Raw genomic sequence first — 12,688 nt, forward strand, 5'->3', positions numbered from 1 at the left:
GGCCCGAAGTGTACCCGGGCATGGCCTTACCGGCGCCATTGACATTACGGCGCCGGTAGGCACAACGGGTACCACTGCGGAAATTGGCTACCGGGTGTTCTGGCGCGGAATGACGACCTCGCGGACGAGCAGTTGCACGGCGGCCACCACGGGGATGGCGATGAGCGCGCCGACGACACCCATCAGGGCGACGCCGAGCAGTACCGACAGAATGGCCGCCAGGTCGCTCACCTTCACGGCGCGGCGCATCACCGTCGGATAGATGGCGTAGTTCTCGACCTGCTGGTAGATGACGAAGAAGACCACGCAGGCGATGCCGGCCTGCAATGACGTCGCGAATCCGACGATGCTCACCACGACGGCGCCGAGCGTGGCGCCGATCTGCGGGATGAGGTCGGTGATGGCGATGAGGACCGCCAATGCGTATGGGTATGCGACGCCGATGATGAGCAGGAACACGAACGAGCTCAGGCCCGCGACGACCGCGATCGCCAGGGCGCCGCCCAGGTAGGCGCCCACCTTGGTGAGGATCTCGTCGCCGAGGAGCCGGACGCGCTCGCGGCGGGTCGCCGGGACGAGGCGGTAGCCGCCCTCCTTGAGCCGGTCGAAGGCGGCCATGAAGTACACCGTGAGAATGATGACGGTGAGGATGTTGAACAGCGCCGAGAACGCGACCTGCACGCCGCCCCAGACGCCGCCGAGGGCCTTTGTGACGTTTCCCGGCGTCGCGACGTTCTTGAGCTGGTCCAGCAGCTGATATTGCTCGTTGAGGCGGTTCAGCTGGTCGTTTCGGCGCAGGTTGTCAATGTACTGCGGGAGGCTGTCGACCAGTTCGTTGCTCTGCTGCACCAGTGGCGGAATGAGCGCGACGATACCGCCGCAGAGCACCAGCATCGCCCCGATGCCGACGGCGGCGACGGCGAGCCCGCGCGGCATGCCCCACTTCGTCAGGCGTACCACGGCGGGGTTGAGGCCGATCGCGAGGAACATCGCGATGAAGATGAGGATCAATATGGAGCGGACGTTCTGCACCGCGAGATATGCGCTGTACGCGAGCAGCAGGCCCAATCCGGCGGTGAACCCGATGATGAGCGGCGAGCGGCGCATCGGCGGGCCGGGCTTGCCGAAACGCGATTCCGGCTCGACCACGACGACCTCGACGTCGATCTCCGTGGGCACGGGCGCCTCGACGAGTGACGGAGAGGCTGCGGAAGGTGACGGGGGCGCCGGAGGATCCTGCACCTCATCCTGCACTGTGAACTCCCTGGGAAGTCATGTGGTCTTGAGGCAGGGTACCGGGTGCTCTCCAGCATGTACCGCTAGCGTTATGCCATGGCAGATCTGGTGTACCCGCCGGTCATCGCGTTCGCGAGGACCATGTTCACGCTCCTCGGCATGAAGATCACGATTGAGGGCGAGGAGCACGTGCCGGCCGACGGGGGCGCGGTCATCGCCTGCAACCACGTGTCGTACCTCGACTTCATCTTCTGCGGCCTCGCCGCGCGCCGCTCGAAGCGCCTGGTGCGGTTCATGGCCAAGGACTCGATCTTCCGGCACAGCATCGGCGGCCCGCTGATGCGTGGCATGCACCACATTCCCGTCGACCGCGACGCGGGCATGGCCTCGTACAAGGCGGCGCTCTCGGCGCTGAAGTCCGGCGAGGTCGTGGGCGTGTTTCCGGAGGCCACGATCAGCCAGTCGTTCACCGTCAAGGACCTCAAGAGCGGCGCCACCCGGATGGCCGCAGCGACCGGCACGCCGCTGATACCCGTCGTGCTGTGGGGGACCCAGCGGTTCTGGACCAAGGGGCACCCCAAGAATCTCACGCAGCGTGGCGTGCCGATCACTATTCTTGTTGGTGAGCCGCTGCACCCGGGCCGGCGCGACAACCAGGACGCGGTCACCGCGGAACTACGCTCCCGCATGACAATCATGCTCGACCGGGCCCAGCGGGAGTACCCGCAGCAGCCGAAGGGCCCGGAGGACAAGTGGTGGCTGCCCGCCCACCTGGGCGGCAGCGCACCGTCACCAGCCGTCTACGAACCGGAGGCCCAGTGAGCCCAGCCGAACCCACCGACCTGCTCGTGCTGCTGCGCGAGCTCGAACCCGTCGTCGAGGAGAACCTCAACCGGCACCTGGCCACGGCCAAGGAGTGGTTCCCGCACGAGTACGTGCCGTGGAGCGAGGGTCGCGACTTCGACGGAATCCTCGGTGGGGAGGCGTGGGAGCCGGGGCAGTCGAAGCTGTCCGAGGTCGCCCGGGTCTCCCTCGTCGTCAACCTGCTCACCGAGGACAACCTGCCCAGCTACCACCACGAGATCGCCACGGTGTTCGGCCGTGACGGAGCGTGGGGGACCTGGGTGCACCGGTGGACGGCCGAGGAGGGCCGGCACGGCATCGCGATCCGTGACTACCTGCTTGCGACGCGTGCCGTCGACCCGGTGGCGCTGGAGCGGGCGCGGATGACGCACATGGAGGGCGGCTTCCACAACTCCTACGAGGGGCTGATGGAGTCGGTCGCGTACGTGTCGTTCCAGGAGCTCGCCACCCGCGTGTCGCACCGCAACACCGGCACGATCTCCGGCGACCCGGTCTGCGAGCAGCTCCTCGCGCGCGTCGCCGCCGACGAGAACCTCCACATGATCTTCTACCGCAACCTGCTCGCGGCCGCGTTCGACCTGGCGCCGAACGCCGCGATGCGGGCCGTGACCCGGGTCGCGACCTCGTTCCAGATGCCCGGCCACACCATCGAGGGCTTCGGCCGCAAGTCGGTGCAGATCGCCAAGGCCGGCATCTACGACCTGCGACTGCACCACGACGATGTGCTCACGCCGGTGCTGCGGCAGGTGCGCGCGTACGAACGGCCACTGTCCGGCGACGGCGAGGCCGCGCGCGAGGAGCTGGCGACGTTCATGGCGGACCTCGACGCCCAGGCGTCACGGTTCGTCGAGCGTCGCGACGCGCAGCGTGCTCGCGCCGCAGTCTGATTGTCTATCGGTACAGCAGGAACCCCACCGGACACCCGGCGCCCTCGGCGCCGGGTGTCCGTGCGTTCGGGCCCGCGTGCGTTCGTCGTCATAGGTCCGATACGCCAGCGGCGGCCGCGTGCGTCGACGACCGCCGTGTCGGTGTGATCACCATGCGTACGACTCTCCGTGGCCGGTTTCCGTTCAGGGCGCCGGTTGCCTTCCGTGAGCGTTGCAGTAGGCTGCGACGACCGTTCCGTGCCCGTCACTGCCCGTCTGACCGTTTTCGACGCGTCCGGCGGGCGTCGCCGAGCTGCGGAATTTCACTCCCCGTATCGGAAGGCATCATCGCCAATGGCCAGACGCGTGATACATGAGCTGATCGACGACCTCGACGGCGGCCTCGCCGACGAGAGCCTCAGCTTCGGCCTCGACGGCGTGCAGTACACCATCGATCTGTCCGCGAAGAACGCCGCCGACCTGCGCGACGTTCTCGCCCCGTACGTCGTGGCCGCCACGAAGATCGGCCGGACGTCGGCGCCGGTACCCCCGGCGCGTGGCGGCGCTCGCGGCCGCCCGGTCCTGTCCGCCCGCGCCGAGCGGGAGCAGAACCGGGCGATCCGCGAATGGGCGCAGAGCAAGGGTCTCGAGGTGTCCGACCGCGGCCGGATCCGGGCCGACATCGTCGAACGGTTCCACGCAGAAGCGGGAAGCTGAAGAAGGGGCGCCCGAGTTGCGGGCGCCCCTTCGTTTCGGGACGCGAATGTGCGGCACCCGACGCGCCGATGCTGTTGCGATACGAGCACTGAGTGATGCCTTGAGGTGGCCGGACGACGCCCTTCGCGGCCATGACAAGGCGCCGCGGGGTCGTCACGCAGGGTGGGTCAGGTGGAACGGCGTCCGATTTGTCCCGTTAAGGCGCACACCGGTCAGCGGCCGACCGGGTCGAGGGGGTCGGCGAAGAGCGGCTCGAAGGCGAGCTCCGCGGCGCCGAGCAGCGCCGCGTCCTGACCCAGCTGCGGGGTGCGCAGGCGGACGTGCTCGCGGCAGGCGGGCAGGCCGTTGCGGTTGAGGCGGCTGCGCACCTGGGCCGCCGAGGCGAGGTACACCTCCCGCAGCGTCCCGCCGAAGATGACCATCTCCGGGTTGAAGATGTTCACCAGGTTGGCCACGCCGAAGCCGAGCCAGTCGCCGACCTGCCGCATGGCGGCCTGTGCGGTGTTGTCGCCGCGCGAGGCGGCGTCGACGACGGCCAGGATGCCCTCGCGGCCCGAGGTGGCGTTGCGGCCCGCCGCCGACAGCAGGGCGTGCTCGCCGATCTCGGTCTCCCAGCAGCCGTGTGAGCCGCAGCTGCACGCCTTGCCGTTGGGGTTGACGACCATGTGGCCGACCTCGCCGCCGTAGCCGCCGTGGCCGGTGACGGGGCGGCCGGCGGCGATGATGCCGCCGCCGACGCCGGCGTCGCCGTAGAGGTAGACGAGGTTGTCGCAGCCGGCGGCGGCGCCGCGGGTGTGTTCGGCCAGTGCGGCGAGGTCGGCGTTGTTGCGCACGGCCACCGGGCGGCCGTCGGCGATGAGCTCGCGCAGCGCCTCACCGAGGGGCTGGTCGGCCCAGCCGAGCTGGGGGCCGAGGCGGACGAAGCCGTCGTCGCGGCGCACCATGGCCGAAACCGCCGCGCCGCTGCCGATGAGGCGGGCGCCGGCGGGGGCGGTGACCTGCATCTTGCGCACGAAGTCGGCGATCGGGGCGACGACGGTGGCGGCGTCGTGCTCGCCGCGCGGGCGGGCGGCCTCGAAGCGGTCCAGCAGCACCCCGCCGAGGCCGACCCGGGCGGCGACGATCCGGTCGACCTCCACCGCGAAGGCGTACACGTACACCTTCTCCGACTCCGGCCGCACGACCAGCGACGGGCGCCCGGCCCGGCCCCGCTGCTCGCGCGGCGCGCCCTCGCTGACGAGGCCGGCCGCGGCGAGGTCCGCCGTCAGCGCGCCGATCGTGCTGCGGTTGAGTCCCAGGCTGGTGGTGAGGTCGGCGCGGGACATGGCGCCGTGGAGGTGCACGGAACGCAGGAGCGCTCCGAGGTTGCTCCGGCGGATCTCCTCCTGGCTGGGGCCAACGCGCATGCTCGGCTTTCTTGTGGGGTGCTGACGTGAGACTAGTCGTTGCGCGTCATCGCAGTCCCGCCGCGGCCGCCCGGCGGCGCGTGACCGCGTCGATGCCGGCGGCCAGCAGCAGCACGACGCCGGTGACGACGTACTTCGTGCCGGGGCTGTAGTCCATCAGGCCCATGCCGTTCTCGATGACGGCCACCACCGCGCCGCCGAGCACCGCGTTGAGCACCCTGCCCTTGCCGCCGAACAGGCTGGTGCCGCCGATGACGGCCGCGCCGACGGCGTAGAGCAGCACGTTGCTGCCGCCGGTGTTCGGGTTGACCGACGCGTCCCGGGACGCCGCGACGATGCCGCCGACCGCCGCCATCGTCGAGCAGATGACGAACACGGAGATGCGGATGGCGTCGACGTGGATGCCGGCGCGGCGGGAGGCCTCCCGGTTGCCGCCGACGGCGTACACGTGCCGGCCGAACGCGGTGCGGTTGAGCACGAACGTGCACAGGGCCAGCAGCACCCCGACGATGAGCACGATCATCGGCACGCCCCGCTGCGACGTCGTGTCGCTCTTGGAGCGCTCCAGGTTCAGCGCCCACACGGCGCCGCCCAGCAGCACGGCGACGGTGACGACCCGGATCGCGATGATCGACAACGGCTCGGCGGACAGCCCGTGGCGGACCCGGCTGTAGCGCTTCCACAGGTGCAGGGCGAGCATGCCGGCGACGGTGACGCCGTAGAGCACCCAGCCCTGCTCCGGCGTGAACCGGCCGTCGAAGTTGATCTTCTTGATGGTCGGGTCGTCGACCGCGACGATCGTGCCGCCCTTCATGAGCAGCAGCACCGCGCCCTGGAAGGCCAGGAACGCGGCGAGTGTCACCACGAACGACGGTATGCCGAGCTTGGCCACGAGCAGGCCGATGAGCAGCCCGATCGCGGCCCCGGTGAGGATCGCGCCGAGCACCGCGACATACCACGGCAGCCCGAAGTTCGTCAGCAGTACCGCGAGGACGGAGGCGCAGACCCCGCTGGCGAACCCGGCGGACAGGTCGATCTCGCCCAGCAGGAGCACGAACACGAGCCCCATCGCGATGACGGTGACGGCCGCGCCCTGGTTGAGCAGGTTGGCGAGGTTCCCGGCGGTGACGAAGCGGGGCCGGGCGACGGAGAACGCGATCGTGAGCGCGAGCAGCCCGAGGACCGCCGGCAGCGCACCCATGTCGCCGCCGCGGACGCGGGCGAGGTAGTCGCGGGCGTACCCCCCGAAGCCCTCCGGCCGGCGCTCGCCGGACCGCTCCTGGGCGCTCAGCAACGACACGCTCATGCGGCGGCTCCGTTCTGGCGCATCCGGGCGAGTCCGAGCTCGCCGCTGCGGCCGGTCGTGATGAGCTCGACGACCTGTGAGTGGGTCACGTCGGTGGCGCGCACCTCGGCGGCCATCTGGCCCAGGTACAGCGCGGCGATGCGGTCGGCCACCGCGAAGACGTCGTTCATGTTGTGCGAGATGAGGACCACGGCCAGCCCGTTGTCGGCCAGCCGCCGCACCAGCTCGAGCACCTGGGCGGTCTGCGCGACGCCGAGCGCGGCGTTGGGCTCGTCGAGGATGACGATCCGGTTGTTCCACAGCACGGCCTTGGCGATCGCGACCGTCTGGCGCTGGCCGCCCGACAGGCTCGAGACCGGCTGGCGGACCGACGCCACGGTGCGCACCGACAGGCTGGCCAGGGTCTCTGCGGCCCGCTGCTCCATGGTGATGTCGTCCAGGACGAGCCCGCGGCGGATCTCCCGGCCGAGGAACATGTTCTGCACGATGTCGAGGTTGTCGCACAGCGCCAGGTCCTGGTACACGATCTCGACCCCGAGCGCGGCGGCGTCGCGCGGGCCGTGCACCGACACCGGCCGGCCGTCGAACAGGTACTCGCCGGAGTCGCTCGTGTAGATCCCGCCGATGCACTTGACGAGGGTGGACTTGCCGGCCCCGTTGTCGCCGACCAGGGCGGTGACCTGCCCGGCGTACACCGAGAAGTCCACGTCGCGCAGCACCTGGACCGGGCCGAAGCTCTTACTCAGCCCGCGGATCTCGAGCAGGGGTGTGTCGGTCACGATGCTCCTTCTGCCGGCCCGCGGTTGGCGGGCGGCGTCGCCCCGGCGTTCGCGGCCGGCACCGCTGCCGCCGCGCGCCCCGCCGGGCTGACAGATCCCCGGGTGAGATCCGGTACCTTACTTGATACCCGCTGCGGCACATTTCGCGGCGAACTCGGCGGTGCACACGTCCTGTGCCGCAACGTACCCGTCGTCGATGACGTCCCTCACGTTGTCCCTGGTGATCGCCTTGGGATCGAGCAGGATCGAGTCCACGTAGCGCTTGCCGAGCGGGTCGTAGACCTTGTTGTCCGTGACGCCCGTCTCATGCCTGGCCAGGTTGATGGCCAGCTTCGCCGCGGCCGCCGCCTCGCGCCGCACGTCCTTGTACACCGTCATGCACTGGTCGCCGTTGAGGATGTTCTGCAGGCCCTGCGCGGTGGCGTCCTGCCCGGTGACCGGGATACGCCCGTTGAGCCCCTGCTTCTTGAGCACGTTGATCGCCGCGTTGGCCAGCCCGTCGTTGGCGGCGATGACCCCGCCGATGTTGGGCTGGGAGGTCAGCATCTGCTCGAACGTGGTCCCGGCCCGGGTGTTGTCCCACTCCTCGATCCACTGGTCGGGGCCCTTGACGTACTCGCCGGAGGCGAACTTCGGCGCGAGGACCCCGTCGTAGCCGTCCTTGAACAGCGTCGAGTTGTTGTCCGTCTGCGAGCCGTTGAGCTCGGCGATGACCGGCTTGGTGATCTTCGCGTCGGCGAGGCAGCGCACCAGGCCCTGGCCCTGCAGGGTGCCGACGGCCGTATTGTCGAACGACACGTAGTAGCGCGCCGAGCCGCCCAGCGTCAGCCGGTCGTAGTCGATGGTGGCGACGCCGGCGTTGCGGGCCTTGTCCAGCACCGCCTTGCCGGTGCCCGAGTCCAGGTTGACGATCATGAGGACGTCGACGCCCTGGGTGATCATCTGCTCGGCGAGGGTCGTGAAGGCGCTCTTGTCGTTCTGCGCGTTCTGGATCTCGTAGTCCACCCCGGCGGCCTTGAACGCCGCGGCGAGGTACTTGCGGTCCGCCGTCTCCCAGCGCGCCGAGGACTTGCTGTCGGGCAGGATGACCCCGATGCGCGGCCTGCCGCCGGTGCCGGCCACGTTCTCGGTGCACGCGGCCAGGCCGCCCGCGGCCAGCACGCCCACGGCCAGCAGGGACAGGATCCCTCTGCGCATTGCACGGGTCCTTTCGGTGTCGATCCGGGGTTCGACGGCGATTGTTGTGTCGGGCAACGTATTGCGCGCCGCGCGTGCGCACAAGGGCGCCGCCGACGGTGGACGGTAGCCGTCCGTAACGATTCGGAAAAGCGGCAGCAATGGCGCCGCCCGTGCGACGCTACCTGCTGCGGCCTCGGGGGTGGCCGAGCCGGGTGGTCGCTGTGACGGCGACCCGGCGAGCGCCGTGCGCCGCCGGGGCCGGCGACCCGCGACGCTTAGTATCTACCGCATGACCGTCGGCTCCCGTGCAAATCCGGCCAAAAGCCGCATGGTGGCGGGGCTGCTGGCGGTCTGCGTTGCCGCCGGCGGGTGCAGCGGTGGGCCGGCGGCACCGGGGCCGCAGGCCGTGGCGGGCGGCTCCGGCGCGGCCGGGGTGAGCACGGCGCCGAGCGCGTCGGCAGCAGCGGCGGGCTCAGGGGGTACCACAGCGGCATCGCAAGCGCCGAAGGACGGCATCGAACCGTTGCCGGCGGACCTGCGCAAGGTGATGACGGGCGTGTCGTGGCGGCCGGGCTGCCCGGTCGGCCTCGACGACCTGCGCCTGGTGCACGTGTCCTTTGTGGACTTCGACGGCGTCGTGCGGCCGGGGCAGCTCGTCGTGCACCGGGCGATCGCCGAGGCGACCCTGCGGGTGTTCCAGCGGCTGCGCGCGGCGCGGTTCCCGATCCGCAGCATGGACCTCATCGAGCGGTACGACGGCAGCGACGACGCCTCGATGGCCGCCGACAACACGTCGGGCTTCAACTGCCGCAACGTGCCGGGCACCAGCCACTGGTCCAACCACGCCTACGGGCGGGCGATCGACGTGAACACGGTCGAGAACCCGTACCTGCCGGGCGGGCAGGTGATGCCGCCGGCCGGGCGGTCCTATCTGGACAGACGCGACGTGCGCCCCGGCATGATCATCGCCGGGGACGCGACGGTGAAGGCGTTCGCCGCCGAGGGCTTCGCCTGGGGCGGCGCCTGGAAGTCCGGCACGGACTACCAGCATTTCGAGAAGACCGCATAGTTCGTTCTCGGTTGCCGTATCACCGAATGGAGGAACCCGAACCCGGTCACCGACCCCATACTGTGCCAATGCCACGTGTGGTTCTGTTCCGCGTGTTCATCGCGGGGCTTCTCGTGCTCATCGTCGGCGCCGTCGCGACGACCGCGTACGCGCTGCGCAACGCCGACGACAAGCCTTCGGGTCCGGCCGAGGCGAAGGCGACGCCGGCCGTCGCCGCCTCGCCGTCCGCCTCGCCGTCGGCGCCGCCGTTCGCCGGCTGGTCCGACCCGGCGCTGGTCGGCAAGCCGTACGGCACGAAGGTGCAGGGCCTGCTGACGTTCCGCGGCAACCCGACGCGCACGTACTACGGGCAGGGCCCCGTCCCGCGCACGACACCGGTGCAGAAGTGGCAGTTCCCGCAGTCGGGCGGGCTGTGCTCGCTGTCGACGGACAAGGGCAAGACGTCGGAGTGGTGCGGCAACGGCTGGACCGGCCAGCCGGCCGTCTTCGAGCGCGAGGGCCGCACGTGGGTGGTGTTCGGCGCCTACGACCGCAGCCTGCACTTCCTCGACGCGGCCACCGGCGAGCGGATCATGCCCGACTTCAAGACCGGCGACATCATCAAGGGCAGCGTGACGGTCGACCCGGACGGGTTCCCGCTGCTGTACTCCGGCTCGCGCGACAACTACTACCGCGTCATCGCCCTGGACCGGGGCACGCCGACGGAGCTGTGGAAGCTCTCCGCGGACGCGGTGAAGCCGACGATGTGGAACGACGACTGGGACGGCTCCGGCATCATCATCGACGACTACCTGCTCGAGGGCGGGGAGAACAGCCAGTTCCACATCGTGAAGCTCAACCGCGGCTACGGCCCCGACGGCAAGGTGACCGTCAACCCGCAGCTGGTGTTCCACACGCCCAGCTGGGACGACCAGCTGCTCAAGGACTTCGGCGGCACCGCGATGTCGATCGAGAACTCGGTCGCCGTCTACCGCGACACCGTCTACTTCGCCAACTCCGCGGGCCTCGTGCAGGGCTGGGACCTGTCGGGCCTGAAGGAGGGCCGCGCGCCGACCCGCACGTTCCGCTTCTGGACCGGCGACGACACCGACGCGTCCATCGTCATCGACGCGGAGGGTTTCCTGTACGTCGGGTCGGAGTTCGAGACGGGCAACGCCCGCTCCAAGGCGGTCGGGCAGATGCTCAAGCTTGACCCGTCCAAGCCGGACAATCCGGTCGTGTGGTCGGTAAAGGACCAGGGCGCGAAGCCGGCCGGGATCTGGGGTACGCCGGCGTTGTACAAGGACATCGCCGTCTACGACACCACGGGCGGCGACGTGCTCGGCATCGACCGGGCCACGGGCGCGGTGCGGTGGCGCTTCCACGTGCCGGGCGGCGAGACGTGGCAGTCCCCGGTCGTCGTCGACGACACCTTGTTCATCGGCGACTGCCTGGGCACGATGCGCGCCTACGACGTGGCCGACACGAACGCGGACCCGCGGCTGCTGTGGGAGGTCAAGATCGGCGGCTGCATCGAGTCGACGCCGGCGGTCTGGAAGGGCGCGATGTACTTCGGCACCCGTGCGGGCGCCATCCACGCGCTGTCTACGTCCTGACCTAGCGTCCTAGGATGCGCTAAGCGGTGTGCCCCGACCGGCGGGCATCTGCGTCCGGGGCTCCTGTCCTAGCATCCTAGGACGCCATACACGACGTGGCTCCGCCACGTCTGCAAAAACATTTCCAGCCGCTGCGCGGCAGACTTCCGTTTTTGCTTGCGCTGCGCGGGCTACATCGCGGTGGGTCTCGCCGGCGCGCCTACTTGGCGTGCTCTTTGCGCCACCAGTCGGCGCCGGTCTTCGGCAGCGTGTCGATGGGGTCGTAGTACGGGTAGGTGCGGTCGAGCTGGGTGGCGTCGTCCTCGATGCTGGTGCGGTAGTTCTTGGTCCAGTAGCTGATGCCGCGTTCGCGGTCGTACTCGGTGACCATGTGGACCCAGCGCTTGCCGACGTAGGGGACGTCGCAGACGATGCGGGGGGTGGCGTAGCCGGGCAGGTAGCCCATGATGTCGTGCTGGAGCTGCTGGGCCTGCCAGACGGCGACGCGCCAGTGTTCGGCGTTGGGGATCATGTCGCACATGTAGAAGTAGTACGGCAGGATGCCGGCCTCGCCTTGCAGGGCGAAGCAGAGGTCGAGCAGGTCGGCGGCGGTGGCGTTGACGCCGCGCATGAGGACGCCCTGGTTGCGTACGTCGCGGACGCCGACCTCGAGGGCGGTGTGTGCGGCCTTGGCGACGAGCGGTGTGAGCGACTGTGCGTGGTTGACGTGGGTGTGGATGGCGAGGTTGACGCCGCGGCGGGCGGCGGTGCGGGCGACGCGTTCGAGGCCTTCGACGACGGTGGGCTGCAGCCAGTGCTGGGGGAGGCCCATGAGGGCTTTGGTGGCCAGGCGGATGTCGCGGATGGTGTCGATGGCGAGCAGCTGCATCAGGAAGGATTCGAGCTGGTGCCAGGGGAGGTTGGCGACGTCTCCGCCGGAGACGACGACGTCGCGGACGCCGGGGTGGGCGCGCAGGTAGTCGAGGATGGCGGTGTGGCGGTCGGCGGGTTTGGTGGCGAGCTTGAGTTTGGTGACGGTGGGGGTGTTGTTGCCGACGAGGTCCATGCGGGTGCAGTGGCCGCAGTACTGGGGGCAGGTGGCGAGGAGTTCGGCGAGGACCTTGGTGGGGTAGCGGTGGGTGAGGCCTTCGGCGACCCACATGTCGTGTTCGTGGAGGGAGTCGCGGGTGGCGTAGGGGTGTGAGGGCCAGTCGGTGAGGCGGTCGGTGGCGACGGGGAGCATGTAGCGGCGGATGGGGTCGTCGCGGAGGGTGTCGTCGGTGGGGGTGGTGGCGGGCACCATGGTGTTGATCATCTGTGGGGGGATGAGCATGGACATGGTGGCGTGGTGTTGCTGGTCGGCGGCGAGGTCGTCGTAGAAGGTGTCGGTGACGGTGTCGCCGAGGACGGCTCGCAGCTGGTTGATGTTCTTGACGCAGTGTGCGCGTTGCCATTGGGCGTCTTCCCACTGTTCGCGGGTGACGCCGGACCAGCCGGGGAAGCGTCGCCAGTCGGGTTCTTCGAGCGCGTGGCGCTGGTAGGCATATGGCTGCATGGGTCCGCTCCCTGAATTCTTCCGTCTTGTCGGCAGGATAGCGGGAAATCTTTCGCCGAGCGACCCCGAGAGCGCAAGGTTTACTGTTGGCGGCTCGCGGCCCGGCGCGGATGTTCTTACCCTGTCCACGGCACTGG

11 protein-coding genes are annotated in these 12,688 nt (G+C 69.7%); 5 read left to right on the forward strand and 6 right to left on the reverse strand.

Annotation, left to right across the window (positions count from 1 at the left end; all coding sequences use genetic code 11):
- Positions 1–87: 87 nt before the first annotated feature.
- Complete coding sequence (locus ABD901_RS32215) at positions 88–1,179, reverse strand: AI-2E family transporter (RefSeq protein ID WP_345132467.1); 1,092 nt, start codon at positions 1,177–1,179, stop codon at positions 88–90.
- A 153-nt stretch (positions 1,180–1,332) separates the two neighbouring features.
- On the opposite strand from ABD901_RS32215, the gene ABD901_RS32220 reads away from it, so the two are divergent.
- The 3 genes from ABD901_RS32220 (at position 1,333) to ABD901_RS32230 (ending at position 3,683) form a co-directional block, all read left to right on the forward strand.
- Positions 1,333–2,058 carry a lysophospholipid acyltransferase family protein gene (locus ABD901_RS32220; protein ID WP_345132469.1) on the forward strand — a complete coding sequence of 242 codons (726 nt, stop codon included), beginning with the start codon at positions 1,333–1,335 and terminating at the stop codon, positions 2,056–2,058.
- Positions 2,055–2,987, forward strand: a complete 933-nt coding sequence (locus tag ABD901_RS32225) for an acyl-ACP desaturase (protein WP_345132471.1) — start codon at positions 2,055–2,057, stop codon at positions 2,985–2,987. The genes ABD901_RS32220 and ABD901_RS32225 overlap by 4 nt, the downstream gene beginning before the upstream one ends.
- A gap of 333 nt (positions 2,988–3,320) precedes the next feature.
- Entirely contained in the window at positions 3,321–3,683 is a 363-nt protein-coding gene (locus tag ABD901_RS32230; protein ID WP_345132473.1) for a histone-like nucleoid-structuring protein Lsr2, read from the forward strand.
- Between the two features lie 212 nt (positions 3,684–3,895).
- Here ABD901_RS32230 and ABD901_RS32235 read toward each other — a convergent pair whose 3' ends face one another.
- The 4 genes from ABD901_RS32235 to ABD901_RS32250 all read right to left on the reverse strand — a co-directional run bounded on the left by ABD901_RS32235 (position 3,896) and on the right by ABD901_RS32250 (position 8,371).
- Entirely contained in the window at positions 3,896–4,864 is a 969-nt protein-coding gene (locus ABD901_RS32235) for an ROK family protein (protein WP_425556740.1), read from the reverse strand.
- Between the two features lie 271 nt (positions 4,865–5,135).
- The gene (locus ABD901_RS32240) at positions 5,136–6,290 is read right to left on the reverse strand and encodes a sugar ABC transporter permease (protein WP_345132714.1); all 1,155 of its coding nucleotides are present in this window, start codon (positions 6,288–6,290) and stop codon (positions 5,136–5,138) included.
- A 101-nt stretch (positions 6,291–6,391) separates the two neighbouring features.
- Positions 6,392–7,174 carry an ATP-binding cassette domain-containing protein gene (locus tag ABD901_RS32245; RefSeq protein ID WP_345132478.1) on the reverse strand — a complete coding sequence of 261 codons (783 nt, stop codon included), beginning with the start codon at positions 7,172–7,174 and terminating at the stop codon, positions 6,392–6,394.
- Between the two features lie 117 nt (positions 7,175–7,291).
- On the reverse strand, positions 7,292–8,371 hold the full coding sequence (locus ABD901_RS32250) for a sugar ABC transporter substrate-binding protein (RefSeq protein WP_345132481.1): 1,080 nt from the start codon (positions 8,369–8,371) through the stop codon (positions 7,292–7,294).
- Between the two features lie 271 nt (positions 8,372–8,642).
- Between ABD901_RS32250 and ABD901_RS32255 the strand changes: the two genes are divergently transcribed.
- Complete coding sequence (locus ABD901_RS32255; protein ID WP_345132483.1) at positions 8,643–9,422, forward strand: M15 family metallopeptidase; 780 nt, start codon at positions 8,643–8,645, stop codon at positions 9,420–9,422.
- A 68-nt stretch (positions 9,423–9,490) separates the two neighbouring features.
- Positions 9,491–11,017: an outer membrane protein assembly factor BamB family protein gene (locus tag ABD901_RS32260; protein ID WP_345132485.1), complete on the forward strand. Its 1,527-nt coding sequence runs from the start codon at positions 9,491–9,493 to the stop codon at positions 11,015–11,017.
- A gap of 199 nt (positions 11,018–11,216) precedes the next feature.
- Here ABD901_RS32260 and ABD901_RS32265 read toward each other — a convergent pair whose 3' ends face one another.
- The gene (locus tag ABD901_RS32265; RefSeq protein ID WP_345132487.1) at positions 11,217–12,551 is read right to left on the reverse strand and encodes a KamA family radical SAM protein; all 1,335 of its coding nucleotides are present in this window, start codon (positions 12,549–12,551) and stop codon (positions 11,217–11,219) included.
- Positions 12,552–12,688: the final 137 nt, after the last annotated feature.

The sequence above is a fragment of the Dactylosporangium darangshiense genome, from assembly GCF_039537565.1.
Taxonomy (GTDB): domain Bacteria; phylum Actinomycetota; class Actinomycetes; order Mycobacteriales; family Micromonosporaceae; genus Dactylosporangium; species Dactylosporangium darangshiense.